Annotated in this window: 27 protein-coding genes; 12 read left to right on the forward strand and 15 right to left on the reverse strand. The window is 69.5% G+C overall.

Annotated elements, in window-relative coordinates; genetic code table 11:
* Positions 1 to 207 precede the first annotated feature (207 nt).
* Both ahcY and VEB62_RS07740 read right to left on the reverse strand, forming a co-directional pair.
* Positions 208 to 1,599: an adenosylhomocysteinase gene (ahcY, locus tag VEB62_RS07735; protein ID WP_324797655.1), complete on the reverse strand. Its 1,392-nt coding sequence runs from the start codon at positions 1,597 to 1,599 to the stop codon at positions 208 to 210.
* Between the two features lie 105 nt (positions 1,600 to 1,704).
* A complete protein-coding gene (locus VEB62_RS07740; protein WP_324797657.1) occupies positions 1,705 to 2,649 on the reverse strand; it encodes a Nal1-like putative serine protease in 945 nt (314 codons plus the stop codon).
* Positions 2,650 to 2,842: 193 nt separating this feature from the next.
* Here VEB62_RS07740 and VEB62_RS07745 point away from each other — a divergent pair, with 193 nt between their 5' ends.
* Genes VEB62_RS07745 through VEB62_RS07755 form a run of 3 tightly spaced genes read left to right on the forward strand, consistent with a single transcriptional unit; the run spans position 2,843 to position 5,245 of the window.
* Positions 2,843 to 3,778 (forward strand): aspartyl protease family protein, encoded by a 936-nt coding sequence (locus tag VEB62_RS07745; RefSeq protein WP_324797659.1) that lies wholly within the window; start codon positions 2,843 to 2,845, stop codon positions 3,776 to 3,778.
* A gap of 50 nt (positions 3,779 to 3,828) precedes the next feature.
* Positions 3,829 to 4,836, forward strand: coding sequence for a biotin synthase BioB (gene bioB / locus VEB62_RS07750; RefSeq protein ID WP_324797661.1), 1,008 nt, complete (start codon positions 3,829 to 3,831; stop codon positions 4,834 to 4,836).
* Positions 4,837 to 4,870: 34 nt separating this feature from the next.
* Positions 4,871 to 5,245, forward strand: a complete 375-nt coding sequence (locus VEB62_RS07755) for a Tat pathway signal protein (RefSeq protein WP_324797664.1) — start codon at positions 4,871 to 4,873, stop codon at positions 5,243 to 5,245.
* 43 nt (positions 5,246 to 5,288) lie between these two features.
* On the opposite strand, the gene VEB62_RS07760 is transcribed toward VEB62_RS07755, so the two are convergent.
* Positions 5,289 to 5,813: a nuclear transport factor 2 family protein gene (locus tag VEB62_RS07760; RefSeq protein ID WP_324797667.1), complete on the reverse strand. Its 525-nt coding sequence runs from the start codon at positions 5,811 to 5,813 to the stop codon at positions 5,289 to 5,291.
* 8 nt (positions 5,814 to 5,821) lie between these two features.
* On the reverse strand, positions 5,822 to 6,796 hold the full coding sequence (locus VEB62_RS07765; RefSeq protein ID WP_324797670.1) for an ABC transporter ATP-binding protein: 975 nt from the start codon (positions 6,794 to 6,796) through the stop codon (positions 5,822 to 5,824).
* A 271-nt stretch (positions 6,797 to 7,067) separates the two neighbouring features.
* Here VEB62_RS07765 and VEB62_RS07770 point away from each other — a divergent pair, with 271 nt between their 5' ends.
* From VEB62_RS07770 to VEB62_RS07785, 4 genes are read left to right on the forward strand one after another with little or no spacing between them, the layout of a single operon-like run.
* Positions 7,068 to 7,322 carry a hypothetical protein gene (locus VEB62_RS07770; RefSeq protein WP_324797673.1) on the forward strand — a complete coding sequence of 85 codons (255 nt, stop codon included), beginning with the start codon at positions 7,068 to 7,070 and terminating at the stop codon, positions 7,320 to 7,322.
* A 59-nt stretch (positions 7,323 to 7,381) separates the two neighbouring features.
* Entirely contained in the window at positions 7,382 to 7,621 is a 240-nt protein-coding gene (locus tag VEB62_RS07775) for a zinc-finger domain-containing protein (RefSeq protein ID WP_324797675.1), read from the forward strand.
* A gap of 52 nt (positions 7,622 to 7,673) precedes the next feature.
* Positions 7,674 to 9,545 (forward strand): cobaltochelatase subunit CobT, encoded by a 1,872-nt coding sequence (gene cobT, locus VEB62_RS07780; RefSeq protein ID WP_324797678.1) that lies wholly within the window; start codon positions 7,674 to 7,676, stop codon positions 9,543 to 9,545.
* The gene (locus VEB62_RS07785) at positions 9,542 to 10,510 is read left to right on the forward strand and encodes an esterase-like activity of phytase family protein (RefSeq protein ID WP_324797681.1); all 969 of its coding nucleotides are present in this window, start codon (positions 9,542 to 9,544) and stop codon (positions 10,508 to 10,510) included. The genes cobT and VEB62_RS07785 overlap by 4 nt, the downstream gene beginning before the upstream one ends.
* Here VEB62_RS07785 and VEB62_RS07790 read toward each other — a convergent pair.
* Genes VEB62_RS07790 through VEB62_RS07800 form a run of 3 tightly spaced genes read right to left on the reverse strand, consistent with a single transcriptional unit; the run spans position 10,494 to position 12,246 of the window.
* Positions 10,494 to 11,108 carry a demethoxyubiquinone hydroxylase family protein gene (locus VEB62_RS07790; RefSeq protein WP_324797682.1) on the reverse strand — a complete coding sequence of 205 codons (615 nt, stop codon included), beginning with the start codon at positions 11,106 to 11,108 and terminating at the stop codon, positions 10,494 to 10,496. The two genes, VEB62_RS07785 and VEB62_RS07790, sit on opposite strands and share 17 nt — an antisense overlap.
* Positions 11,086 to 11,619: a disulfide bond formation protein B gene (locus tag VEB62_RS07795; protein ID WP_324797685.1), complete on the reverse strand. Its 534-nt coding sequence runs from the start codon at positions 11,617 to 11,619 to the stop codon at positions 11,086 to 11,088. Before VEB62_RS07795 ends, VEB62_RS07790 begins: the two co-directional genes overlap by 23 nt.
* A gap of 48 nt (positions 11,620 to 11,667) precedes the next feature.
* Positions 11,668 to 12,246, reverse strand: a complete 579-nt coding sequence (locus VEB62_RS07800; RefSeq protein ID WP_324797687.1) for a YqaA family protein — start codon at positions 12,244 to 12,246, stop codon at positions 11,668 to 11,670.
* A 151-nt stretch (positions 12,247 to 12,397) separates the two neighbouring features.
* On the opposite strand from VEB62_RS07800, the gene VEB62_RS07805 reads away from it, so the two are divergent.
* The 5 genes from VEB62_RS07805 to rplS all read left to right on the forward strand — a co-directional run bounded on the left by VEB62_RS07805 (position 12,398) and on the right by rplS (position 16,677).
* On the forward strand, positions 12,398 to 12,838 hold the full coding sequence (locus VEB62_RS07805) for a VOC family protein (RefSeq protein ID WP_324797690.1): 441 nt from the start codon (positions 12,398 to 12,400) through the stop codon (positions 12,836 to 12,838).
* Positions 12,839 to 12,887: 49 nt separating this feature from the next.
* Entirely contained in the window at positions 12,888 to 13,460 is a 573-nt protein-coding gene (locus VEB62_RS07810) for a DUF6655 family protein (RefSeq protein WP_324797778.1), read from the forward strand.
* A gap of 80 nt (positions 13,461 to 13,540) precedes the next feature.
* Complete coding sequence (locus VEB62_RS07815; protein WP_324797693.1) at positions 13,541 to 15,376, forward strand: DUF885 domain-containing protein; 1,836 nt, start codon at positions 13,541 to 13,543, stop codon at positions 15,374 to 15,376.
* A gap of 109 nt (positions 15,377 to 15,485) precedes the next feature.
* Entirely contained in the window at positions 15,486 to 16,247 is a 762-nt protein-coding gene (gene trmD, locus VEB62_RS07820) for a tRNA (guanosine(37)-N1)-methyltransferase TrmD (protein ID WP_324797695.1), read from the forward strand.
* Between the two features lies 1 nt (position 16,248).
* The gene (gene rplS / locus VEB62_RS07825; RefSeq protein ID WP_324797698.1) at positions 16,249 to 16,677 is read left to right on the forward strand and encodes a 50S ribosomal protein L19; all 429 of its coding nucleotides are present in this window, start codon (positions 16,249 to 16,251) and stop codon (positions 16,675 to 16,677) included.
* A gap of 70 nt (positions 16,678 to 16,747) precedes the next feature.
* Here the strand turns inward: rplS and VEB62_RS07830 are convergent, their stop codons facing one another.
* The 8 genes from VEB62_RS07830 to VEB62_RS07865 form a co-directional block, all read right to left on the reverse strand.
* Positions 16,748 to 19,954: a beta strand repeat-containing protein gene (locus tag VEB62_RS07830; RefSeq protein WP_324797700.1), complete on the reverse strand. Its 3,207-nt coding sequence runs from the start codon at positions 19,952 to 19,954 to the stop codon at positions 16,748 to 16,750.
* Between the two features lie 246 nt (positions 19,955 to 20,200).
* Positions 20,201 to 20,686: a PA2169 family four-helix-bundle protein gene (locus VEB62_RS07835; protein WP_324797702.1), complete on the reverse strand. Its 486-nt coding sequence runs from the start codon at positions 20,684 to 20,686 to the stop codon at positions 20,201 to 20,203.
* A gap of 61 nt (positions 20,687 to 20,747) precedes the next feature.
* The gene (locus VEB62_RS07840) at positions 20,748 to 21,236 is read right to left on the reverse strand and encodes a hypothetical protein (protein ID WP_324797705.1); all 489 of its coding nucleotides are present in this window, start codon (positions 21,234 to 21,236) and stop codon (positions 20,748 to 20,750) included.
* A 12-nt stretch (positions 21,237 to 21,248) separates the two neighbouring features.
* Complete coding sequence (locus tag VEB62_RS07845) at positions 21,249 to 22,061, reverse strand: tryptophan 2,3-dioxygenase (protein WP_324797707.1); 813 nt, start codon at positions 22,059 to 22,061, stop codon at positions 21,249 to 21,251.
* A gap of 31 nt (positions 22,062 to 22,092) precedes the next feature.
* The gene (locus VEB62_RS07850) at positions 22,093 to 22,377 is read right to left on the reverse strand and encodes a hypothetical protein (RefSeq protein WP_324797709.1); all 285 of its coding nucleotides are present in this window, start codon (positions 22,375 to 22,377) and stop codon (positions 22,093 to 22,095) included.
* 50 nt (positions 22,378 to 22,427) lie between these two features.
* Positions 22,428 to 23,477 carry a sensor histidine kinase gene (locus VEB62_RS07855; RefSeq protein ID WP_324797711.1) on the reverse strand — a complete coding sequence of 350 codons (1,050 nt, stop codon included), beginning with the start codon at positions 23,475 to 23,477 and terminating at the stop codon, positions 22,428 to 22,430.
* Between the two features lie 242 nt (positions 23,478 to 23,719).
* Positions 23,720 to 24,100: a YdbL family probable chaperone protein gene (locus tag VEB62_RS07860; protein ID WP_324797713.1), complete on the reverse strand. Its 381-nt coding sequence runs from the start codon at positions 24,098 to 24,100 to the stop codon at positions 23,720 to 23,722.
* The gene (locus tag VEB62_RS07865; protein ID WP_324797715.1) at positions 24,100 to 24,288 is read right to left on the reverse strand and encodes a YnbE family lipoprotein; all 189 of its coding nucleotides are present in this window, start codon (positions 24,286 to 24,288) and stop codon (positions 24,100 to 24,102) included. The genes VEB62_RS07860 and VEB62_RS07865 overlap by 1 nt, the downstream gene beginning before the upstream one ends.
* Positions 24,289 to 24,351 lie beyond the last annotated feature (63 nt).

Below are 24,351 nucleotides of genomic sequence, written 5' to 3' on the forward strand. Positions count from 1 at the left end.
AGCGCCAGCGCCTGGGCCGAGCCGCCGACGCGGCTACCGGCGACGTGGCTGGAAAGAAGAAGCGCCATGGGCATGGGCTGGGATTAGCCGAGCAGCGTTCGGCGCGCCACGCCGAAAAAGGGGCGATCCGGCCGCGGTGGGACGGTCGGCGCACAAAAAGGGGCGGCTGCCTTCGCAGCCGCCCTTCCGTCTCGCCAGGTGCGAACCTTAGTACCGGTAGTGCTCCGGCTTGAACGGCCCCTGCTGCGGCACGCCGATGTAGTCGGCCTGTTCCTTGCGCAGGGTGGTCAGCTTGGCGCCCAGCTTGGCCAGGTGGAGCATGGCCACCTTCTCGTCGAGGTGCTTGGGCAGGGTGTAGACTTGGTTCTGGTATTGCGACCGGTTGGTCCACAGTTCGATCTGGGCCAGGGTCTGGTTGGTGAAGCTGGCGCTCATCACGAAGGACGGGTGGCCGGTGGCGTTGCCGAGGTTCACCAGGCGGCCTTCCGACAGCAGGATGATCTTCTTGCCGTCCGGGAATTCGATGTGGTGGACCTGGGGCTTGATCTCGTCCCACTTGAAGTTCTTCAGGCCGGCGACCTGAATCTCCGAGTCGAAGTGGCCGATGTTGCAGACGATGGCGTTGTTCTTCATCGCCCTCATGTGCTCGACGGTGATGACGTCCTTGTTGCCGGTGGCGGTGACGAAGATGTCGGCCTCGCCCGCCGCGTCCTCGAGGGTCACGACCTCATAGCCTTCCATGGCGGCCTGCAGGGCGCAGATCGGGTCGATCTCGGTGACCTTCACCCGGGCGCCGCCCTGGCGCAGCGAGGCGGCCGAGCCCTTGCCGACGTCGCCGTAGCCGCAGACCACGGCGACCTTGCCGGACAGCATGACGTCAGTGCCGCGGCGGATGGCGTCGACGAGCGATTCCCGGCAGCCGTACAGGTTGTCGAACTTGGACTTGGTGACGCTGTCGTTGACGTTGATGGCGGGGAAGGGCAGCTCGCCGCGCTCGGCCATCTGATAGAGGCGGTGGACGCCCGTGGTGGTCTCTTCCGAGACGCCGCCGATGGCGTCGCGAATGGCCGAATAGAAGCCGGGCTTCTCGGCGATGTAGCGCTTCATCACGGAGAAGAGGGCTTCCTCCTCCTCGTTCTGGGGGTTCGACAGGACCGAGATGTCCTTCTCGGCCCTGGGCCCGAGCACGCACAGCAGGGTGGCGTCGCCGCCGTCGTCGAGGATCAGGTTCGGATAGCCGCCGTCGGCCCATTCGAAGATCTTGTGGGCGTAGTCCCAGTACTCGACCAGGGTCTCGCCCTTGGTGGCGAAGACCGGCGTGCCGGCGGCGGCGATGGCCGCCGCAGCGTGGTCCTGGGTCGAGAAGATATTGCACGAGGCCCAGCGGACCTCGGCGCCCAGCGCTTCCAGCGTCTGGATCAGCACGGCCGTCTGGATGGTCATGTGCGGGCTGCCGGCGATGCGCGCGCCCTTCAGCGGCTGACTCTGGCCGAACTCGGACCGCAGCGCCATCAGGCCCGGCATCTCGGTTTCGGCGATGGCGATTTCCTTGGCGCCATAGGCGGCGAGGGAGATGTCGCGGACGATGTAGTCGGTCATGAAGGCCTCTGGCGCGTCTGGAGCTGGCGCCGCTATAGCCCGCTGCCCGCCGCCCGGCAACGGCATATAAGGATATCCTTATATGTTCGCCGGGTGGAGCCTCGCCTAGGGCCAGGTCTCGCCCACCCGCACCATCATCTGGTTGGGGAACGCCTTCAGCACCGAACGGATCGACGCAACCAGGGTGTATCTCGGTGCGGTGACGTTTCCGCCGAACACCATGCCCACCGCGCTGTCGTCGCCCGGGTCGATCACGAGACTTCCGCTGTCTCCGCCCTCGCTGAAGGGCCGACGCCTGTGCCAGACCAGGATCACGTCCCGGAACCGGACGGGCCCCGGCGAGGTGGCCCAGGCCGGGAATTTGAACTCGGCGCCATCGTCGAACACCTTGCCGAAGGTGACGCCCGTCGTCCGGCCGGACTTGGCGACGGTCTTCCCGACGTAGGGCGGGGACGTGCCGACCGGCGCGGGCAGGTCGATGATGGCGGCGATCGCCCGCTCGTCGAGCACCGAGAGGGCGGCGTCCACCCCGTGATAGGTCCACAGCCGCTCGCGGCCGACGCGATCGACCGGATCGACGCCGCCGTCGCGCGGAGACGGCTGGAGGGTTTCGTTCTGGGCCGTGCCGGTATGGAGGACATGGGCGCAGGACAGTGCATACCACTGCGGCTTGTTCGGTGGCGGCGGTCGCCGCCGGTCGCGCATGAAGTATCCCAGCGTCCCGGCGGTCCCGCCCCTGTACATCCCGGAGGCGCCCCCCTCGAGCGGACGGAATTGGCCCCGATTGCGCGGCGGCAGGGCGGTCGGCCCGATCTTGCCGATGGCGAAGACGTCCGTCGGCACCCCGTCGATAGCCGCCGGCACGACCAGGGCGTCAGGCAGCGAGGCTTTCGATCGCTTCTTCTCGACGTAGACCCGGATCGCCAGGGGCCCGACGGGCCGGCCTCGCTTCAGTTTCGGTTTCAGGGTTTCCGAGAAACCCAGCACCGACGGATTGGCGCGCAGAATCGCGCGAGCTTTGGCGCTGATGCGCGGCGTCTGATCTGGCATAACCTTCCCCAAGGCTGCACTGGGCCCAATGGCACGCGGCACTGATACTGGGGTACGGACAGGCCGCCCGCGAAACGGGACGGCGGATCGCAGCCTACACCAAAATGCTTCGATCGACACGGACAGACTTAAATGACCCCCCGGGTCGCCGCCCGCCGGTTTCCGTGCAACCATCCGTCCGGGGAGGAGCGTGATGACCGCAGACGGACTCAACCGCCGCGTACTGGGGGGCGCCTTGCTGGCGGGCCTGGCCGCGCCGGGGCTGGCCCTGGCCCAGGAAACCCAGATCGACGAATTCCGCGCCGACCAGACGACGGACCGGGTCCGCCGATCGACCGTGCCGGTGTTCATCAACGGCGAAGGGCCGTTCCAATTCGCGGTCGACACGGCGGCCAGCGCCTCGGTCGTCGCCAGCGATCTGGTGGAGCGGCTGGGCATCGCGCCGGCGGGCGAACTGGACATGCACACGGTGATCGGGCTCGAGCGGGTGCCGGCGGTCCGGGCGCGCACCCTGTCGAGCGGATCCCTGTCGGTGGGCGAGGCGCGGTTGGCCGTGGGCTCGCGTCCCGGTCTGATCGGACTGGACGGCCTGCTGGGGCTCGACCTGCTGGCCGAGCAGCGGCTGGTCATGCGTTTCCGCGGCCAGGGCCGGTCGTCCATCAACCGGTCGCGGCCCGATCACGACCAGTTCCTCGGCGTGGTGCGCCCGCGGGTCCGGTTCCAGCCGCCGCAAGGGGGCGGCGCCGAACTGATGGTGGTGAACGCCCTGGTGCGTGGACAGTCCGTGCAGGCGGTGGTCGACACCGGCGCCCAGGTCACCCTGATCAATCCGGCCCTGGCCGAAGCGGCCGGCGCCCGGCCGTTCCAGAGCCGCGCCGCGTCGACCGGGACCGCGCTGGTGCAGTCTCCGACCGGACGGGCGGCGCTGGCCCAGGCCATGGTGGTCTCGGCGGTCCATTTCGATGAACTGGTGCTGGACCGGCTGGCGGTGCTGATGGGCGATTTCCACATTTTCCGGCTGCTTGGGCTCGACAACACGCCGGCCATGCTGATGGGCGTCGATGTGCTGGGCGTCTTTGAGCGCGTGGTCATCGACCTGAAGCGCGGCGAGATCATTATGGACGTCTAGGAAGCGCCGGGGGCTTGCCCGGGGCCCCGGCCTGCGTCAGGGAAACGGCCATGACCCGTGACCTGTCGATCCCCCGCCACGACTGGACCCTGGACGAGGTCGAGGCGCTGTTCGCCCGACCCTTCATGGAGCTGGTGTTCGAGGCCGCCAGCGTGCACCGGCGCTGGTTCGATCCGTCCGAGGTGCAGAAGAGCCAACTGCTGTCGATCAAGACGGGCGGCTGCGCGGAGAACTGCGGCTACTGCTCGCAGTCGGCCAGTTTCCAGACCGGGCTGAAGGCCGAGAAGCTGATGGACGCCACCGCGGTCATGGCCGAGGCCATGGCGGCGAAGGCCGGCGGGGCCAGCCGCTTCTGCATGGGGGCGGCGTGGCGCGAGCTGAAGGATCGGGACACGCCGAAGCTGGCGACGATGATCGCGGGCGTGAAGGCGCTGGGGCTTGAGACCTGCGCCACCCTGGGCATGCTGACCGCCGACCAGGCGCGGCAGCTGAAGGCGGCGGGGCTGGACTACTACAATCACAACCTCGACACCGGGCCGGAGTACTACGCCGAGGTGGTGACGACCCGGACCTATCAGGACCGGCTGGACACGCTGCAGCATGTGCGCGACGCCGGAATGTCGACGTGCTGCGGCGGGATCGTCGGCATGGGCGAGGCGCGGCGGGACCGGGCCGGGCTGCTGCACGCCCTGGCCACCCTGCCGGAGCATCCGGACAGCCTGCCGGTCAATGCGCTGGTGCCCGTCACCGGCACGCCGCTGGGCGACCGGGTGAAGCGGGAGGGCGAGATCGATCCGATCGAGTTCGTGCGCACCGTGGCCGTGGCGCGGCTGGTCTGTCCGAAGGCGATGGTCCGGCTGTCGGCCGGGCGCGAGACGATGAGCCCGGAGATGCAGGCGCTGTGCTTCCTCGCCGGGGCCAATTCGATCTTCGTCGGCGGCAAGCTGCTGACAACGCCCAATCCCGAGCGGGACGAGGACGCGGCCCTGTTCGCCCTGCTGGACCTGAGGCCGATGGAGCCGAAGGTGTTCGAGGCGGCGGACGGCGTGGCGGCGTAACCGGCTCTTAAGCGCTGCGCCCTAGCGTCACTGTATGGATCGTCGCGCCCTGCTCGGACTGAAGGACACGCCCCGCAAGACCCGCGGCGGCTCCGGCGCGCCCCAGGCCAGTTATCTGCGGCTGCCCACCATCACGGCCAATGTGGTGCGGCCCGGGGGACGGCGGGGGGTGATGACGGTCGAGACGGGGCTGGACACGCCCGACGCGGCGCTGCGGACACGGGTGGCGCAGTCGGCGCCACGCCTCAGGGCCGCCTATGCGGCGGTGGTTCAGCAGGCGGCCAACGCCCTGTTGCCGGGCGCCCCGCCGGACGTGGAGCGGCTGATCGTCCAGCTTCAGGCGGCCACCGATCGGACGGTCGGCCGGGCGGGGGCGCGGCTGCTGATCGGGACGGTGATGGTGGTCTAGGGACGAGGAACGTCCGGAGAGAGCCCACTCTCGCTGCGCCGGTTCAGCGAGGCGTCGTCCCCGAAGGGCTGCCCGGATTGGCGGCGGGGGCGCGGACGAGGCCGTAGTCCCAGTGCTCGCTGATCTTGCCGTCGACGACCCGGAACATGTCGAACCAGGTGGTGGTGTAGGTCTGACCGGGATTTCTCGGGTCCGGCATCTCTCGCCGGAGCGCCATCACCACCAGGTCGCCTTCGCCGACGAGGGAGACAAGATTGTCGATGGTCGGCTTCACGGGCCGGGCTGCACCGCCGCGTCCTTCGAAGAAGGCCCTGAACCCCGCGCGCCCGCTGGCCACGCCAGGACTGTGCTGGATGTAGTTTTCGTCCATGTACCGGTCGAGGTTGGTCAGATCGCCCGCCTGGACCTCGCGCCAGAAGTCGAACACCAGTGTCTTGTTCCGGGCCACGGCAGGATCGAGGCTGGTCAGCAGCGCCTGCTGATCGGGCGCCGCGACGACCGGCTCCTGGGCGAACGCCGCCACCGGGACGAAGGCCATGGCGATGAAGGCAAGGACGAGACGTTTCATGAGACCTCTCAATCCTTCGTCGGGCTGACCTGCGACGCGTCGCCGTAGGTCAGGGCGAGGAAGACGTCTTCCAGATCGGGATCTTCCGTGGAGATGTCGGCGATGGTGACGCCGGCGGCGCGGACGGCGGCGAGGACCTGCTCCACCGACGACTGGCCCTTCTTGTAGCTGACCGCGAAGGCGCCGTTGGGGCGGGGGGTGACCTCGAAGCCTTTCAGGATCGGCGGGCCGGCGAGTTCGCCGTCGGGGCTGACCACCACGTGGCGGGTGTCGAGGCGGCGCAGCAGCTGCGGAGTCGGCTCGCAGGCCACCACCTGACCGCGGTTCATGATGGCGATGGTGTCGCAGAGCTCCTGCGCCTCCTCGAGGTAGTGGGTGGTCAGCAGGATGGTCACGCCCTCGGCGTTGATGCGCCGGACATAGTCCCAGAGCTGGCGGCGCAGCTCGACATCGACGCCGGCGGTGGGCTCGTCGAGGATCAGGATGGGCGGATTGTGCACCAGGGCCTTGGCCACCATCAGCCGGCGCTTCATGCCGCCGGACAGGGCGCGGACATAGGCGTGGGCCTTGTCGGACAGGCCGAGGGCGGCGAGCAGCTCGTCGGAGCGGCGCTCGCCGGCCGGGACGCCGTAGAAGCCGGCCTGGACCTCAAGCGCCTCGCGCGGGGTGAAGAAGACGTCGGCGACGATCTCCTGCGGCACCACGCCGAGGGCGGCGCGGGCGTCGCGGGGGCGTTTGTCGATGTCGCGGCCCCAGATCTCGGCCGTGCCGCCGGTCTTGTTGACCACGCCGGCGAGGATGTTGATCAGGGTCGATTTGCCGGCCCCGTTGGGGCCGAGCAGGCCGAACATCGAGCCGCGCGGGATGACCAGGTCGACGCCGCGCAGGGCCGTCTTGGGCGGGGCCTTCTTCGATCCGGCGTAGGTCTTCTCCAGCCCGCGCACCTCGATGGCGTTGGCGGGGAGCGGGTCTTGAGCGGTCATCGGCGGCTTTCAGGCGGAGCGGTTCGCCTGGACCATTCTTGTTTCAGGTCGAATCGACCTGAATCCAGAAAATGGTCCAGTTTCAACATGGAGCGAAATCTGAGCCCTGATGGACTGCGTCCATCAGAACCGATTTCGCTCTAGGTAGGCGCGGGACCCGCCGCGGCCAAGCCCCGGTGAGGCGCGTCCAGTGTCAATGGTGCTTGACATGGCTGGACGGAATGTCCAGTGTCCTTGTCATTATGAACAGCGTGCTTGACGGAGAGAGCCGATGCCCCGGATCAAACTGATCGGCTGGACGGCCTTCGGGTTCTGCCTTCTCGGCTACGGCGCCTTTACGGCGGTTCTCGTTCTGAACCGCATGGGCCATGTCGGGATGCGCGAGCTGCTGATCTATGGCGGACCGGCGGCGGTGATCGGCGAGATCGGCCTGTGGGTGGCGGCGGGCTGCCTGGGCTGGACGATCTTCAGACGGCGCAAGGCGCTGTTCGACCGGATGTTCGGGCGCAAGCCGCGCGAGGTTTGACGGCAGCGGGCTTGCCGCCTAGGGAGTCGCCGACGCGCCCTCCCAGCCCAAGGTCGATCATGCCGCCCCGCCATCCCGATGCGATCATCCCGCCGCCGGAAGAGATCGTGGTCTCGACCAAGCGCGTGGCCTGCGACGGCGGCGGCGGGGCCCTGGGCCATCCGCTGGTCTATATGGACATGGGTGAGGACGACTTCGTCGAATGCGCCTATTGCGACCGCCGCTTCGTGCTGTCGGCCCATCCGAAGCCCGAGAGCGAGTATTTCAGCCCCGCCGCCCGGCCGCCCGAGGCGCACTGAATCGGGCGCCGCGCCGCTTTCCAGCGGGCGGCGAAAAGGCTAACCGGACGCCATGGCCTCCGCAGAGACCCCCGCCGAAATCTTCAAGCGCGCGCTGGCCCATGCCGCGCGGGCGCTGGCCGAGCAGTCGGAGCTGGAGGTGGTGTTCGGCTCGGACGGGCCGAGGCTGGCGGACGGCGTCCTGACCCTGCCCCATCCGCCGCGCGATCCGGGCGGAACCGAGAGCGCGACGCTGCGGGGCCAGGCCGACCGGCTGGCGCTGCGGCTGGCCAATCACGACGAGGGGCTGCACGCCCGGCTGCGGCCGGCCGACACCCGGGCGGCGGACGTGTTCGAGGCGGTCGAGCAGGCCCGGGTCGAGGCGGTCGGGTCGCAGTCGCTGGCCGGAGTCCGCGCCAATCTGAGTGCTGCTTTGTTGACCCGGCTGGAGAAGTCCGGCGCGCTGCGGGTCACCGAGGCGGAGCGGGTCCCGGCGGCCGAGGCGGTGGCCCTGCTGGTGCGCGAGCGGCTGACGGGGCAACGGGCGCCGGATGGGGCCGGGACGCTGCTGGATCTGGTGCGGGGCGATCTGGAAGCGAAGGCCGGGACGAAGATCGACGCCCTGGTCGAGGTCGCGAACGACCAGGACGCCTTCGCCGTGCGGCTGAAGGACGTGCTGCGGGCTCTGGATTTCGACCCCGGCGACGGGCGCGGCGACGACGCCTCGGACGACCAGGGCGACGAGCAGCCCGATCCGCAGGAGCCCGACGCGTCCGACGACCAGGACGAGGAGGATGACGCCGGCGGCGGCGAGGGCCAGTCGATGGACGGCTCGACCGACGACCAGACCGCCGGCGACGAGCGCGACGCCCGCCCCGACGGCGCGCCGGCCGATCCGGACGGCGACGCCTCCGACGAGGGGCCGGAGGTCAACGAGGGCGCCTTGCCGAACCGACAGGAGGTCGGCGACGACGGCCGGGCGATCGACGCCTATCGCGTCTTCACCACCGCCCACGACGAGATCATCGATGCGGCCGACCTGTGCGATCCGAACGAGCTGGAGCGGCTGAGGTCGCTGCTGGATCAACAGTTGACGGCCCTGTCGTCGGTGGTGGCGCGGCTGGCCAACAAGCTGCAGCGCCGACTGATGGCGCAGCAGAACCGCAGCTGGGCCTTCGACCTCGAGGAAGGGGTGCTGGACACCGCCCGGCTGACGCGGATCATCACCGATCCGACCTCGCCGCTGAGCTTCAAGGCCGAGAGCGAGAGCCCGTTCCGGGATACTGTGGTGACCCTGCTGCTGGACAACTCGGGCTCCATGCGGGGGCGGCCGATCATGGTCGCGGCAGTGTGCGCCGACATCCTGGCGCGGACGCTGGAGCGGTGCGGGGTCAAGGTCGAGATCCTCGGCTTCACCACCCGGGCGTGGAAGGGCGGACAGGCGCGCGAGGCGTGGATCAGCGCCGGCAAGCCGGCCAACCCGGGGCGGCTGAACGACCTGAGGCACATCATCTACAAGTCGGCGGACGCCCCTTGGCGGCGGGCCAAAAAGAACCTCGGCCTGATGATGCGCGAGGGGCTGCTGAAGGAGAATATCGACGGCGAGGCGCTGAACTGGGCGCACGACCGCCTGCTGGGCCGGCCGGAGGCGCGACAGATCCTGATGGTCATATCGGACGGCTCGCCGGTCGACGACTCGACCCAGTCGGCCAACGCCGCCCTGTATCTGGACAAGCACCTTCGCCAGGTGATCGCCGAGATCGAGACGCGGTCGCCGGTCGAGCTGATCGCCATCGGCATCGGCCACGACGTGACCCGCTGGTACCGCCGGGCGGTGACCATCGTCGACGTCGAGCAACTGGGCGGGGTGATGATCGAGAAGCTGGCCGAGCTGTTCGACGCCGAGCCCAAGGCCGCGCCGACACGGCGGCGGAGAGCCGCTTGAAGCGGGTCGCGCCGCTCTTCGCCTGCCTTCTGCTGTCAGCCTGCGCCGGAGCGACCGTCATCGCCCCGGCCGCGCTCCATGCGCCGGACGGATGGACGCCGCTGGCGGTGGAGACGCGCCCGGTCGGACTGGGGGTTCCGGGCGGGGTCCGCCTCGCGTCCGGCGTCCGCTTCAGCGGCGGGCTGGAGATCGTGGCGCCGGCGGGCGACCGCCTGCATGGCCTGTCGGACCTGAAACTGTCTGGCGACGAGCTGCTGATGGTCAGCGACGCCGGGGACCTGTTCAGGGCGCGCCTGGCGCTGGATGGGCGGGGCCGGGCGACGGGCCTGTCGGACCTGCGGGCGCGGCCGCTGACCGGAGAGGACGGCCGGATCTTCCAGAGCAAGTCCGAGGGCGACGCCGAGGCGCTGGCGGTGGCCGACGACGGCGTCCTGATCGTCGGCTTCGAGCAGCGGCCGCGGCTATGGGGCTATGGCTCGCCCGCGGATCTTCGCGACCGCCCCCTCGCCCTGCCGGTTCCGCCCGTTCCGCCCGGCAACGAAGGGATCGAGGCGCTGGCGGCGGCGGCGGGCGGCTGGCGCGTGGCGGGCGAGGCGGGCGGCGTTTGGGACTGTGGGCGCGAAGCCTGCGTCGTCGTGGCGGCGCCGGCGGCCACGCCGGTCCCGGTGTCCGACTGGCGCATCACAGGCATGGATCGCGACCCGATCGGCGCGGGCTGGTTCGTGGTCCAGCGGCGCTTCCGGGCCCCGATCGACATGCGGGCCCGTATCCGGCGGATGGATGCCGACGGGGTGCTGGGGCCGGTGCTGGTCGAGCTCAGCCTGCCCTCGACGACGGACAATTTCGAAGGGATCGCGGCGGTGAGGCAGGCCGACGCGACGCGGCTCTACATCCTGTCGGACGACAACGGAAACGCCCGGCAGCGGACGCTGCTGCTGGCCTTTGACGTCAGACCCGTTCGCTGATCTTGATGGCGGCGCGGCAACCCGCCTTGATGACGGCGCTCAGAAGTCCGTAGCCCGGGGCCTCGCGGCTGCCGTGCTCGACCGCGTGGTCGTGGTGGGCCAGTTCCTCGTCGCGGAATGCCGTCAGTTCGGCGGCGAGCGCCGGGTCGCGGTCCGCCAGCTCCGCGATCTGGTCGGCGTAGTGTTCCCCGATGACGCTCTCGACCGCCTCGGTGCAGGCGTGGGCGGCCTTCTCGCCCAGCAGGGCCGTGCCGGCCCCGAGGCCGAGCGCGGCGAGGCGCCAGACCGGGGTCATGATCGTCGGGCGCACGCGTTCGGCGCTGAGCAGGGCGTCGAAGCGCGCGAGGTGGACGGCTTCCTGGGCCTGCATCTCGCCCATGTCGGCGGCGATGGCCGCCTTGCCGGCGCGACCCTCGAACACGGCCCGCTGGGCCCGGTAGATGTGGACCGCGGCGTATTCACCGGCGTGGTCGACCCGCAGGATTCCGGCGCGGCGGCGACGGCTGGCGCCGCGACCCGGGTGGGGCAGGCGGACCGGTCGGTGAGCCGGTTCAGGGGCTGCTTCAGGGCCCGGTTCAGGAGCGGGGGGCACGGGCATCCTTGGGCCTCTTGGCGGCGAGCAGGCTGAACACCGCAAGCGCGGCCGAGATCAGCACGTTCCATCCTGCCATGCTGAGACCGAGGAAGCGCCACGTCACCGCGTCGCAGTAGACCGGCGCCTCGACCGGGGCGGTGCCCATGGCCAGGGCGGCCAGGCTTTCCAGGCTGACGTCGCCGCCGCCCACGCAGGCGGCCGGGAGCTCCCACCAGTCGTTCTCGCCGCCCATGTGGAAGACGGCGGTGATCGCGCCGGTGGTGAAGACCACGGCCAGCAGGAAGGCGGCGATGCGCGGCGTGCCCCGGCTGCCCCGGCTGACCAGATGCCAGAGGGTGGCGGTCAGGGCGATGGCGACGGCGCCCCAGTAGACCTCGCGCTGCTTGAGGCAGAGGTTGCAGGGCGCGAGGCCGCCGAAGCGCTCGAACGCATGCGCCGCGCCCAGCAGCGCCAGCGAGGCGGCGAGGGCGAAGGCGGTCCACCACCGCGTCAGGAGTCGGTAAAGGCCTCTCATCGGATACCGTTCATAGCGAGGCCGGAGCGTGGCGTCGATGGAGCCTGCCTAAAGGAGGAATTTCACCGCGACGATCGCCCCGACCAGCACCACGACGCCAATGACGGTCCACATGGCGAGGCGTTTCTCGATCATGGCCCAGGCCGCCGGGCCCCAGCGTTTCAGAATCCAGGCCTCGCCGAAGAAGCGTCCGCCGCGGGTGACGACACAGAGCGCGACGAAGAGCGGGAAGTTGAACTTCAGAATCCCGGACGCGATGGTGATGAGCTTGAACGGGAACGGCGTGAGGCCCTTTCCGAGAATGATCCAGGCGCCCCAGCGGTCGAACAGGGCCTTCGACGCCTCGTAGGTGTCGGCCTTGCCGAGGAAGGCGAGGATGGCGAGACCAAGGTCGGTCAGGAAATAGCCGATGGCATAGCCGAGCATGGCGCCGAGTACGGACGCGACCGTGCAGACGCCCGCATAGAAGTAGGCGCGCTCCGGGCGGGCGATGATCATCGGCGCCAGCATCACGTCCGGCGGTATCGGGAAGATCGAGCTCTCGGCGAAGGAGACCACGGCGAGGGCCGGGGTGGCGTGCCGGCTGCGGGCCAGAGCGAACACCCAGTCGTAGAGCTTGCGAAGCATACGATCCCCGATGATGGGCTCCCAAGGGCGCCGGAGGCCCGGCTCTAGCAGGCGGGGAAGGGGCGCGCACCTGCCGAAACAGGCCGTGAGTCGCCGTCGCGGCCATCGGTCGCTATAGAGGCCGTTCCGCCCTCCCCGGAACCGGACGACCATGCGCTACCTGCACACCATGGTCCGCGTGTCGGACCTCGACGCCTCGCTGCGCTTCTACCGCGACCTGCTGGGTCTGGAGGAGGTGCGGCGCATGGAGAATGAGGCCGGACGCTACACCCTGGTCTTTCTCGCCGCGCCCGCTGACACGGCCCGTTCGGCGGCGGAACGGTCGCCCGAGGTCGAGCTGACCTTCAACTGGGACCCCGAGCCGTATGGCGGCGGGCGCAATTTCGGCCACCTGGCCTACAGGGTCGACGACATCTACGCGGCCTGCCGGCGGCTGATGGACGGCGGCGTGGTGATCAACCGGCCGCCGCGCGACGGAAACATGGCCTTCGTCCGCTCGCCGGACGGCATTTCGATCGAACTGCTGCAGGAGGGCGCGCCGCTGCCGCCCGCCGAGCCCTGGGCCTCCATGCCCAACACCGGGAGCTGGTAAGCTGAACATTCGTACCCCTGCGTGGCTGGCGCTGCCGAGCCTGCTGGTCCTGGCCGCCTGCGCCTCGACCTCCGAAACCTATCCGTCGCGGACCGCGACCGAACAGCTGCTGGTGGCGCGCGCCGCCGACCGCGCCGTCGAGGGCCTGACCCTGCCCATACCGGACGGCACGCGGGTGTTCGTCGACGACGCCTTTTTCCGCGCCGAGAACGCCCCCTATGCGGTCAGCGCGGTGCGCGCGGCCCTGTCGGAGGCGGGCTATTCGCTGGCGTCGTCGAAGCAGGAGGCCGAGGCGGTGCTGGAGCTGCGCGCCGGGGCCCTGTCGCTGGAGCAGATGCGCCGGGTGTTCGGGGTGCCCGAGATGCGGATCCCGATCAATGACAGCTTCAACGTGGTCTCGGTGCCCGAACTGTCGGTCTACAGCCGCCGGGACCGGGTCGGCGTGGCCGAGTTCTCGGCCTTCCTCTACGAGCCGAAGACCGGCGCGCCGCTGGGCGCCGTCCTGCCGATGACCGGCGAGTTCCGCATCCGCAGCCACAAGCTGCTGATGATCGTCGCCTGGGGCCAGCAGAGCGTCGACCCCGGCGAACGCGACCCGGGCGACAGCTGGCGGGAGTTCTAGGGCTTTCCTGACGTCGCCGTAACTTGCCTCCCGGCGTCCGACCGGTGATGGTCCCGCCCTCAGTTCTCCGGAGGGTTTCCATGCGTCGTCTGCTCGTCTCCACCGTCGCCGTCGCCGCCATGCTGACGGGAGCGCCTGTCGCCGTTCTGGCGCAGGAGGCCCCGGCCGCGGCGGCCCCGGCCCAGAGCGAGGACGCGCGGCTGGCGGCCTTCTTCGAGCAGGCGTTCCAGGAGCGGATCGCCCTGTCGCCGCAGACCATGACGGCGCTGGGCATCAAGCGCGACTACGGCAAGCTGGACGACGCCACCGACGCGGCGGCGGAGCGGTCGCTGGCCCTGATGGAGCGGCAGCTGGCGCAGCTGAACGACCAGTTCAATCCGCAGGCGCTGAGCGCCGACAGCCGGATGTCGTGGCGGCTGTTCGAATACGGGGTCGAGCAGGCGCGGCTGGGCAACCGCTGGCGCGACTGGGGCTATCAGTTCGCGGCGAACGGCAATCCGACCACCGGCCTGCCCACGTTCCTGATCAACAACCACCGTATCGACAGCGTGGCCGACGCCGAGGCCTATGTCTCGCGTCTGCGGGACTCCGAACGGGTCATGGGCGAGATCGCCGCCGAACTGCGGCAACGGGCGGCGGCGGGGGTGATCTCGCCCAGCTTCGTGTTCGAGCCCTCAATCGCCAACACCCGCAACATCATCACCGGCGCGCCGTTCGACGGCGGGGCGGACAATCCGGTCTGGGCCGACTTCCAGAAGAAGGTCGCGGCGTTGACCGCCGATCAGGCCGACAAGGATCGGCTGCTCGGCGAGGGCCGGGCGGCCCTGACCGGCGAATGGAAGCGCGGCTACGACGGCGTGCTGGCGGCGCTGGCCGAGGTGCAGGCCCAGGCGGCGGCCATGCCGGATCGCGAGGGCGGCGTGTGGCGGCTGCCCGACGGCGAGGCCTACTACAACGCGCGCCTGCAGCTCTCGACCACGACCGACCTGACCGCCGACCAGATCCATGACATCGGCCTGAACGAGGTGACGCGGCTGCATGGCGAGATGCAAACGATCATGGACCAGGTCGGGTTCGAGGGTTCGCTGCAGGAGATGTTCGCCCATCTGAAGACCGACCCGCGCTTCCAGTATCCGAACACGCCGGAGGGCAAGGAGGAATACCTGACCGACGCCCGCGGCTTCATCGCCCAGGTGATGGAGGCGGCGCCGCGCTGGTTCAGCGACCTGCCCGAGGCGGCGCTGGAGGTGAGGGCGGTGGAGCCTTGGCGCGAGTCGACGGCGTCGATCGCCTTCTACAACGCCCCGGCCCCGGACGGATCGCGGCCGGGCATCTACTACGTCAATCTGTCGGACATGACCCAGGTGCTGAAGCCGCAGATCGAGGGCATCAGCTATCACGAGGGCGCGCCGGGGCACCATTTCCAGATCGCCTATGCGCAGGAGATGCAGGGCCTGCCTTCGTTCCGGCGCTTCGGCGGCTACGGCGCCTATGCCGAGGGCTGGGGCCTGTACGCCGAGCGGCTGGGCAAGGAGATGGGCTTCTACCAGGACCCCTATTCGGACTTCGGCCGGCTCTCGACCGAGCTGTGGCGGGCGGTGCGGCTGGTGACGGACACCGGCCTGCATGCAAAGCGCTGGAGCCGCGAACAGGCCATTGAATATTTCCGCCAGAACTCGCTGCTGAGCGAGCGCGACATCGTCAAGGAGGTGGAGCGCTACATCACCAATCCGGGGCAGGCGACCAGCTACAAGATCGGCGAGCTGAAGATCATGGAGCTGCGCCAGCGGGCGCAGGCGGCGCTGGGCGAGCGGTTCGACATCCGCGACTTCCACGCCGTGGTGTTGGGCTCGGGCTCGGTGCCGCTGGACGTGCTGGAGGATCAGGTGGACGCGTGGATCGAGTCACGCCGGTAGGGCGCTAACGCTCGCGACGCGGTCGCTCGCTGCTTGAGCGCAGGTTGCGCGCTACCGCTCGCCGCGCGGCGGCTCGCTGCCTGAGCGCGATTGCGCTATGAGCCGCGCGATGACCGCGCGACCCTTCACCGCCACCGTCCTGACCATGTTTCCCGAGGCCTTTCCGGGGCCGCTCGGCGTCTCGCTGATCGGCACGGCGTGGCGCGAGCGCGGGCTGTGGAGCCTCGAAACCCTTGACATTCGGGCCTTCAGCGAGGATAGGCGCGGCTTCCTGGACGACACCCCCGCGGGTGGCGGACCGGGAGCCGTGCTTAAAGCGGACGTGGTGGCGAGGGCGCTGGACAGCGTATCCGGACCGGCGCGGCCGCTTTTGTACATGAGCGCCCGGGGTCGGCCCCTGACCCAGGCGCGCGTCAAGGAATGGGCGAAGGCGGACGGGATCACCGTCCTCTGCGGCCGGTTCGAGGGGGTGGACCAGCGCGTGCTCGACGCGCGCGGGTTCGAGGAGGTCTCCGTCGGAGACGCGGTGCTCGCCGGCGGCGAGGCGGCGGCGATGGTGGTGATCGAGGCGTGCGTACGATTGATCCCCGGAGTGCTGGGCCAGGCCGAAAGCCTGAGTTCGGAGAGCTTCGAGGACGGTCTTCTGGAGCATCCGCAGTACACACGACCGCGGACGTTCGAGGGACTGGAGATACCCGAGGTGCTTCTGTCGGGCGACCACCGCAAGGTGGCGCTATGGCGCGAAGAGCAGCGGGAACTGACGACGCGGGAGCGGCGGCCGGACCTCTGGGCGGCGCATCTCGCAAAGACCCCTGCGGGGCATGACCCCGCCAAATCACAGGTAAAGAGCAAAAAAGCTCGAGGAGACTGACATGAACATCCTGCAGACGATCGCAGCCGAAGAAAAAGCCCGCCTGATCGCCAAGCGCGAGATTCCGAACTTCCAGCCCGGCGACACGCTGCGGGTCATGGTCAAGATCAAGGAAGGCGAGCGCGAACGCATCCAGGCCTTCGAGGGCGTCTGCATCGCCCGCGCCGGCGGCGGCGTGAACGAGAACTTCACCGTGCGGAAGATTTCGTTCGGCGAGGGCGTGGAGCGGGTCTTCCCGATCCTGTCGCCGAACATCGACTCCATCGAGGTCAAGCGCCGCGGCGTCGTGCGGCGCGCCAAGCTCTATTACCTGCGCGATCGCCGCGGCAAGTCGGCCCGGATCGCCGAGAAGCAGACCGTTCGCGCGCCCAAGGGCGTGGTGGTGCCGGAAACCGGCAAGGCCGAGGGCCCGGCCGACACGGAAGCCTGAACGGCCGCTTCGCGCGGACAGAATCAGGGCCCCGGCGGGAACGCCGGGGCCCTTTTCGTTGCGGCGGGCCCTACCCCCAGATGTCGGGCTCCGCAGGCCGATGAACCGGGGCCTCCAGCCACGGGTCGTCCAGGTCGAGGAGCGGGGCGCGCCCGACCCCTCCGTCGAACAGGCGCGGGAGGGGAGCCTCGCCGGGCGCGAAGGCCGGGTCCCACGGCGCGGCGCCGTCGATGGCGGGCAGGACCAGCGGCTCGTCATCGTCGATCAGGGGCGGCAGCACCTGGGCGTCGCCGGCCGCCTTGTCGCCGGCCTCCAGCGGCGCCGGCCCCGGGGGCGGATAGGTCAGGACCGTGGTGGTTCCGTCTCCCAGGAACCGGACCAGTTCGATGCTGGAGACGAAGGTCGAGCCGTCGCGCCCGGCCACGCCGTCGACGATGCGGTAGCCCGCCCCTTCGGCGGTGATCGTGTAGTTGGCCGGAATGCCGCGTAGCCGGACCTCATCGACGCCGGAGCCGCCGAACAGGTTGTCGTTGCCGCCCATGCCCTTGAGCACATCGTTCCCGGCCCCGCCGGTTATGGAGTTGTTGATGGCGTTGCCCGTGCCGGTGAAGTTGCCGCCGCCGACGTAGTACATGTCCTCGACGTTCGCCCCCATGACCGTGGCACCGACGTGGGATTCGATGGTGTCGTGGCCCTCGCCGGCGAACTCGACGACGGAGTCCGAGGCGTCCAGGACGTAGAAGTCGTTGCCGAGCCCGCCCTGCAGGGTGTTCGCCGCGACCTGTCCGCCCATCAGGACGTCGTTGCCGCCGAAGCCGAGCAGGGTGTCGGCGCCCAGCCCGCCCCTCAGGGTGTCGCCCGCCGCTCCGCTGATGAGGAGATCGTTAAAGGCCGATCCGATCAGGCACTCGATGGAGGAGAAGGTGTCGGTCCCGCCGTCTCCGTCATTGCTGGCGAGGTTGGTGTCCAGCCGGGCGGTCACGCCGGCGGCCGCGAGATTGTAGTCGACCGTGTCGAAGCCCGCCCCGCCGTTGAGCGAATCCGATCCCCCCCGGCCGCTCAGGATGTCGGAGCCCGCCCCGCCCGTCAGGCTGTTGTTCAGGGCGTTGCCCGAGCCGGTGAAATTCCCGACGCCGCCGAAGACCAGGTTCTCGACATGGTTGGCGAGGTTGTAGGCGGCGATGCGGACGTCGACGGTGTCGTTGCCCTCGCCCGCCAGCTCGACGACGGAGTCGGCGACTTCCAGCACATAGGTGTCGTCGCCGATCCCGCCCTGCAGCTGGTTGCCCGCGCCGGTTCCGCCCCACAGGACGTCGTTGCCGCCCATGCCAAGCAGGGTGTCGGCGCCGAGGCCGCCGCGCAGGACATTGGCGCCGGCCGCGCCGACCAGTTGGTCGTTGAAGACGGATCCGGTCAGGTTCTCGATGCTGTTGAACGTGTCCACACCGCCGTCGCCGTCGACCGAGGCGCTGCCCGAGGCGAGCGAAGCCTTCATCGCGGCGGCGGCGAGGCTGTAGTCGGCGGTGTCGACCCCCGTCCCGCCGTTCAGGGCGTCATTTCCGCCACGGCCCCGCAGCACATCGTCGCCGATGCCGCCGCTGATGGCGTTGTTCAAGGCATTGCCCGTGCCCGTGAAGGCTCCGACGCCGCCGAAGACCAGGTTCTCGACATTGCCGCCCAGGGTGTAGGCGGCGATCCGGGCCTCGACGGTGTCGGTCCCTTCGCCGGCGGCCTCGACCACGCTGTCGACGGCCTCCAGCACATACCAGTCGTCGCCAGTTCCACCCTGCAGGGTGTTCGCGCCCAATCCGCCCCACAGCGCGTCGTTGCCGGCCAGACCGATCAGGGTGTCATTTCCAAACCCGCCGCGCAGCACATTGGCGACACCGCTCCCGATCAGGGTGTCATTGGCGCTCGACCCGGTCAGGTTCTCGATGCCGGAGAGCGTGTCCGAACCGCCGTCGCCGTCGTTGCTCACGACGTTGGTGTTCAGCTGGGCGTGCACTCCGCCGGCAGCGGCGGAGTAGTCGGCCGTGTCGAGGCCGTCGCCCCCGGTCAGACTGTCGTTCCCGACCCCGCCGGCGAGGGTGTCGTCGCCGGCTCCCGCGTCGATCGTGTCGGTCCCGCCGTTCGTGCGGATGACGTTGGCGCCGGAGGTGCCGGTGATGACGTCGTCGCCGTTGCCGGTGGTCGCGTTCTCGAAGTTGGTGAACTGCTCGCCGAAACTGGTCGCGCCGGTCACCAGGTCAATGGTGTAGGCTCCGCCCCAGGTGCGGGTGTCGAGGGTGTCGATACCCGTCCCGCCGTCGAGGATCTCATTCACGCCCGAGGTCAGGCCCGCGTAGACGATGTCGTCGCCGGCGTCGCCGTAGTAGTGACCCTCGCCGCCCGACCAGAGGATGTCGTTTCCGCCGTCGCCGTGGATGCTCTCCTCGGCGCCCTCGCCGCCGTACAGGACATCGGCGCCGTCGCCGCCGTTGACGGTGTCGACGCCGCTGCCGCCATGGATCAGGTCATTGCCGAGGCCGCCGTTGATGAGGTCCGCGCCGCCCTGGCCGAACAGGCTGTCGTCGCCCGCGTCGCCGTTGACCGTGTCGGCGCCCATGACCGTGGCGGAAGCGCTGACGGCGTGTCCGGTGACCGATACGTTCAGCAGGAAGATGTCGTTCGCGGTGAAGGTGGAGCCCGGTCCGCCGCCGAACGGCCGGACGTTGATGTAATAGTTCCCGGCGGCCGTCGCGGTGTAGGTTAGGTAGGGATCGTAGCTGTTCTGTGATCCCGGGGCGATCGCGAAGGAACCGAGGCCGCCCTGGGCGATGTTGCTGTCGTCGCCGCTGGCGAGGAGAATGCCCCCGGCATCGTAAATCTCGACGATCAGGTCGCGCGAGGGTCCGAACGCCGAGCCGAAGGCGAAGTCGATGTCCAGGGTGATGGTCTGGCCGGCGCCGATGGCGACCCTGAAATACTCGCTCTCCCCGATCGTGGCCTCGACGATCGCCGTGGAATGGGGTGTTCCGCTCAAACCGAACAGGGGGTTCTCGTCCGTCGTCCAGGGCGAGGTGAGAGCTTCGAGGTTGAAGGCGTCGGCGATGCTGTCGTTGTGGAACCCGGCGCTCGGGATCCAGGTGTCGCTGGAGTCCGCCATCACCCAGTCGTCGCCGTCGCCGCCGTTGACCGTATTGGTGTTGGTCCCGGTCGAACCGCTGTAGGCGATGAAGAAATTGTCCGCCGCGGTGCCCGTCATGGGCTCGCCGTTGTAGATGTAGCTGATAGGCATGGCGTTTCGGTCCCTCGCTCAGGGCCGGGCTTCCACCCGGCGGGCGGATGAAAACAACGCGATACTGGAACTCGATCCTGGCAGTCCGGGGATATCCCCGAAGCGACGCTGACTGCCCGCCCTGTGGCCACAAGGGGGCGTCACGGCCGCATAAGCCGCAGGACCTCAGGGCCATGCAAGCGTGGCCGCAGGGCAAAGAGTCTTAACGGCGGGATGGCAGGGACATGCCCCCTGGGCAGACGACGGCTAGTGCGGGTGCAGCCGGTCGTCGGCGTCGCGCCGGCCCTTGAGGCTGAGCCGGAGGTCGCGCACCTCGTCCCGGCCCTCGCTGACCCGCGAGAAGGCGCGGCGGATGGTGTCGCGGGTGGTGGCCGAGATCTGGCTGTCTTCCAGCGCCTTTTCGAAACGGGCCCGGACAGCCGCCTCGGCGGTTTCGGCCGCGCCGATCGTGCCGGCGTCGTCGCGCATCAGGGCGTGCTTCACGTCGGTGAAGGCGCGCTGGGCCTTGGCGAGGATGGAGCCGTCGGCGGCGGCGTCTCCGCCGAGCGCGCGGACGGTCGACTGCAGCTCCTCCGCGACCTGGCGGCGTTCGAAACTACGCCGTCCGAACAGGTCCCGGTGACGCGGGTCGTCGGTTTCGGTCGAGGCCTCGCGATAGCTGTCGGCGCTGTCGATCGTGGTCTGGATCAGGCTGTTCAGGACATGGATATCATGGCGATTGGCGTTGGGCATGACGGGATTCCCGCGTGTGCTGTGCAGGTTAAACCCCGTCATGACGGTGTTGGTTGCCTCGTCAGCGGCCCCCGAGCCCGCGGCACCGCTCCGTGAAGGCGGCCAGCATCTCCGGCTTCGCGGCCTGGAGGGGGCCGACGGACCGGGCGCCGTAGACCGCCCGGACCGGCTCGCCGCGCGCCAGCCGGTCGATCAGATCAGGGTCGATTGGCCCGCCGCCGGTCACGCCGGGGCCGGGCGCCTCGAGATCGGCGACATGGGCGAAGGCCTCGTCGCCGGCTCCGACGGTCAGCCGGTCCTCGCTGCCGACCACCTCGAAGCCCGGAACGGAGATCTGGAACGCGGGGGGATCGGCGCGGCAGGCCAGCCGAAGGCGCTCCGCGCCGGAGGCGTCGACGAAGGCCATGCTGACCGGGGCTTCGGGCGGCTGGACCAGCGGCGGTTTCGACGTAACCGGAGGCGGCCCGACCGGTGCGGTCGAGGGGGAGGGCTCTTCCCGGCCGCAGGCGGCCAGTCCCAGCAAGGCGGCGGCCAACAGGGCGGTTCGCATCTCGGGCTCCTCTCAGAGCTTGGTGCGCAGCGACCACAGCTCGGGAAAGCAGCGACGCTGCAGGGTTTCGGTCAGATAGGCCACGCCCTCGGTGCCGCCGGTGCCGCGGCGGCGGCCGATAATGCGCTCGACGGTGACCACATGCTTGTGCCGCCAGGTCAGCAGGGCGTCGTCGAGATCGACCAGCTTTTCGGCCAGCTGGTAGAGCGGCCACCAGCGGCCGGTGTCGCGATAGACCTCCAGCCAGGCGGTTTCGACCCCTTCGGAGGCCTCATAGGGCTGGCTGACGTCGCGGTTCAGAACGTCGGCGGGTACGGGCAGGCCGGCGGCGGCCAGCTGGGCCAGGGCGTCGTCGTAGAGGCTGGGCGCCTCGAGGGCGGCTTTCAGCGCCGCATGCGCGGCCGGCCGGTCCTCGTGGAAGCGCAGGAAGCGCGCGTCCTTGAGGCCGAGCATGTATTCGACGCGCCGGAACTGGTCGCTCTGGAAGCCGGACGACGAGCCGAGCACGCCGCGGAAGCGCAGGTATTCGGCCGGGGTCATCGTGGCCAGGATGTCCCAGCTCATGGTCATCACGGCCTGGATGCGGCTGACCCGCGCCAGACCCTTGTAGGCGGGAACCAGATCGCCGGCGCGGACCTGGGCCTGGGCCTGGGCCACCTCGTGCAGGATCTGCTTGAGCCAAAGCTCCTTGGCCTGATGGATGATAACGAACAGCATCTCGTCGTGCTCGTCCGAGATCGGATGCTGGGCCGAGAGCAGGTCGTCCAGCGCGAGATAGCCGGCGTAGGTGATCCCGGAGGGGCGCTGTTCGGATGCGTCGGTCATGGGCGACCTATCGCGCGACCCACGCTCCCGCTCAAGGCTTGTCGTCACGGTCATCGCCGGGCTCGCGACCCGGATCGAGCGTGTTGTCGACCCGATCGTCCCAGCCCTCGCGGTCCGATTTGAAGGCCAGCGCCATCAGACCCCAGGCCAGGCCGACCGTCCCGAAGATGCCCAGCAGCAGCGCGATCCAGCCATGCAGCGGCAGCTCGCCGCCGCCGATAGAGACCCAGGCGACGTTGAGGCCGATGGCCGCGGCGGCCGCGACGCCGCCCGCGACGAGGAGATTGCCGACAAGACGGAATGGGCGAGGGGCCATGCCGCGAGACTACGCCCGGCGGCGGCCGGAGGCGAGCGTGGCCAGGGGCGTCAGACGCCGGAGTGATGGATGGAGACGGCCATGCCGGCGGCGGACCGCACTTCCATGCGGGCGTCCAGCTGCTTGACCAGCGCCTCGACGATGGCGGTGCCGAGGCCGCCATGGGCGAGGGGCGCGGCGGTTTTGGCGGCGCCGACGCCATTGTCGCTGACCGTCAGGGTCCAGGCGTCCCCGGTGCTGTCGAACCGCACCAGCACGACGGCGTCCGCGCGCGGCTCGGGGAAGGCGTATTTGATCGCGTTGATGACCAGCTCGGTGACGATCAGCCCCATGCTGACGGCCTTGTCCGAGCCTATGCGGCTGTGATCGGCCTCGACCCGAAGCGCCAGGGGCTGTCCCTCGCCGATCATCGAGGCCGCGAGGCTGGAGCACAGCTTGGTCAGGTAGACTCCGACCTCGATGCGGTCGACGCCGCCCGAGGCGTGGAGTTGCGACTGAACCTCGGCCACCGACAGCACGCGCTGGTGCGCGTCCTTGAGATGGTGGCGGGTCTCCTCGGAGGTGACCGCCCTGGCCTTCAGCAGCAGGATGCTGGCGATGATCTGCAGGCTGTTGGCGACCCGGTGCTGCATCTCCTCGAGCAGCATCTGCTTCTGGCGCAGCAGATCCTCGGCCTTCTTGAGCAGATCGGCCTTCTCCCGTTCGATCAGACGCCGGGCGGTGACGTCGGTGAAGGCCAGCAGAATGGTGCTGTTGGCGCTGGTCTCGTAGATGACCTTGCGCGCGTTGAGCAGCATGGTGCGGCGGCCGACGCCCGGGAAGTCGTGGTCGACCTCGAACCGGTCCATGGCGGTCTTCTCGGGAATGATGGTCTCGAGCAGCAGGCGCAGGGCGGGGATGTTCCACTGGCCGTCGCCCAGATCGTAGAGCAGGCAGCCCATGGTGTGCTCGGAATCGACCTTGAATATCTCGTAGAAGGCGCGACTGGCGGCGAGGACGCGCAGACCGCCGTCGAGGACGATCAGCGGCTCATGGATGGTGTCGACAATCGCCTGGGCGAGTGTCTGGGCATCCTCGATCCCGGGGATCGTGGTCGGCATGGGGGAAGGGGTCGTCCGGTGCGGGCGCGCGGAAGGGCGGCCTGCAGAACATCTCTAGACACAAATGACCGGCATTGCGAACAAGGCGGAAAGCCGACCTGGCGTAGCCGGGCGCTATAGCGGTCCCGCCAGTCCGCCCGAGGCGCCAGATCGGTCCGGCGCCGGGCCAGGACGGCCCGTTCGGCGCGCATGCGGTACGCCATACATTGAGCCCCGTCGGAGGATGAAGGCTCCGGCGAAACCTAGCGCTGGACCCACTGGCCCTGGGCGTTGCGGTACCACTGGCCGGAGCTGATGCGCGGCAGGACGATGGTCTCGAAGGCGCGGGCGGCGGCGACGTCGGCGGTGGTTCCGGCGGCCTGGGCGCTGCGGGCGTAGGCCTCGCGGCGAGCGCTGTTGGTCACCGTGACGGCCTGGGTCAGGGCCGGATCGGACGAGGCCTGGCGGAAGCCGAGGTAGCCGTCGGACTGTTCGCCCACGGTCCCCTGCGCCTTGGCGGCGTCGATCATCGCCTTCTGCTGCGACGTCTGCGCGAAGGCGGCCCCGGCGGCCACGCCCAGAGCGGCGATGGCGGCGGTGATGACGAAGAGCTTGCGGAAGGACATCGGAAGCGGCTTTCGCATCAGAACAGGTTCGGGTTCTCGACGAGGAGGTCCTGAAGCTCCTTGTCGAGACGGACGCGGATATCGGCGTCCAGCTTGGCGTAGATCTGGATCGGATCGACCTGCAGCCGGACCGTGGGCGTGCAGGCGCCCGCGCCGACGGCGGCGATGAGGCCGATCAGGGCGAGACGTGCGCGCGTCCGGGTCATGGCGGGAGGTCTCCGGTATTGATCCACGACGATCTAACGCCGGGCAGGGTGAACGGGTTCTGA

The organism is Brevundimonas sp., assembly GCF_035626975.1.
Classification (GTDB): domain Bacteria; phylum Pseudomonadota; class Alphaproteobacteria; order Caulobacterales; family Caulobacteraceae; genus Brevundimonas.

Bases quoted from the DNA above. Each gene is read 5' to 3' on its own strand.
- cobT (WP_324797678.1), top strand. From the start codon at position 7,674: ATGGCCTCCGCAGAGACCCCCGCCGAAATCTTCAAGCGCGCGCTGGCC.
- VEB62_RS07860 (WP_324797713.1), bottom strand. From the start codon at position 24,100: ATGCGAAAGCCGCTTCCGATGTCCTTCCGCAAGCTCTTCGTCATCACC.
- VEB62_RS07830 (WP_324797700.1), bottom strand. From the start codon at position 19,954: ATGCCTATCAGCTACATCTACAACGGCGAGCCCATGACGGGCACCGCG.
- VEB62_RS07755 (WP_324797664.1), top strand. From the start codon at position 4,871: ATGGATCGTCGCGCCCTGCTCGGACTGAAGGACACGCCCCGCAAGACC.
- VEB62_RS07850 (WP_324797709.1), bottom strand. From the start codon at position 22,377: ATGGCCCCTCGCCCATTCCGTCTTGTCGGCAATCTCCTCGTCGCGGGC.
- VEB62_RS07865 (WP_324797715.1), bottom strand. From the start codon at position 24,288: ATGACCCGGACGCGCGCACGTCTCGCCCTGATCGGCCTCATCGCCGCC.
- trmD (WP_324797695.1), top strand. From the start codon at position 15,486: ATGACCGCGCGACCCTTCACCGCCACCGTCCTGACCATGTTTCCCGAG.
- VEB62_RS07790 (WP_324797682.1), bottom strand. From the start codon at position 11,108: ATGCCCGTGCCCCCCGCTCCTGAACCGGGCCCTGAAGCAGCCCCTGAA.
- VEB62_RS07815 (WP_324797693.1), top strand. From the start codon at position 13,541: ATGCGTCGTCTGCTCGTCTCCACCGTCGCCGTCGCCGCCATGCTGACG.
- VEB62_RS07795 (WP_324797685.1), bottom strand. From the start codon at position 11,619: ATGAGAGGCCTTTACCGACTCCTGACGCGGTGGTGGACCGCCTTCGCC.
- VEB62_RS07775 (WP_324797675.1), top strand. From the start codon at position 7,382: ATGCCGCCCCGCCATCCCGATGCGATCATCCCGCCGCCGGAAGAGATC.
- VEB62_RS07805 (WP_324797690.1), top strand. From the start codon at position 12,398: ATGCGCTACCTGCACACCATGGTCCGCGTGTCGGACCTCGACGCCTCG.
- ahcY (WP_324797655.1), bottom strand. From the start codon at position 1,599: ATGACCGACTACATCGTCCGCGACATCTCCCTCGCCGCCTATGGCGCC.
- VEB62_RS07770 (WP_324797673.1), top strand. From the start codon at position 7,068: ATGCCCCGGATCAAACTGATCGGCTGGACGGCCTTCGGGTTCTGCCTT.
- VEB62_RS07745 (WP_324797659.1), top strand. From the start codon at position 2,843: ATGACCGCAGACGGACTCAACCGCCGCGTACTGGGGGGCGCCTTGCTG.
- VEB62_RS07855 (WP_324797711.1), bottom strand. From the start codon at position 23,477: ATGCCGACCACGATCCCCGGGATCGAGGATGCCCAGACACTCGCCCAG.
- VEB62_RS07800 (WP_324797687.1), bottom strand. From the start codon at position 12,246: ATGCTTCGCAAGCTCTACGACTGGGTGTTCGCTCTGGCCCGCAGCCGG.
- VEB62_RS07740 (WP_324797657.1), bottom strand. From the start codon at position 2,649: ATGCCAGATCAGACGCCGCGCATCAGCGCCAAAGCTCGCGCGATTCTG.
- VEB62_RS07760 (WP_324797667.1), bottom strand. From the start codon at position 5,813: ATGAAACGTCTCGTCCTTGCCTTCATCGCCATGGCCTTCGTCCCGGTG.
- VEB62_RS07840 (WP_324797705.1), bottom strand. From the start codon at position 21,236: ATGCGAACCGCCCTGTTGGCCGCCGCCTTGCTGGGACTGGCCGCCTGC.
- VEB62_RS07845 (WP_324797707.1), bottom strand. From the start codon at position 22,061: ATGACCGACGCATCCGAACAGCGCCCCTCCGGGATCACCTACGCCGGC.
- rplS (WP_324797698.1), top strand. From the start codon at position 16,249: ATGAACATCCTGCAGACGATCGCAGCCGAAGAAAAAGCCCGCCTGATC.
- VEB62_RS07765 (WP_324797670.1), bottom strand. From the start codon at position 6,796: ATGACCGCTCAAGACCCGCTCCCCGCCAACGCCATCGAGGTGCGCGGG.
- bioB (WP_324797661.1), top strand. From the start codon at position 3,829: ATGACCCGTGACCTGTCGATCCCCCGCCACGACTGGACCCTGGACGAG.
- VEB62_RS07835 (WP_324797702.1), bottom strand. From the start codon at position 20,686: ATGCCCAACGCCAATCGCCATGATATCCATGTCCTGAACAGCCTGATC.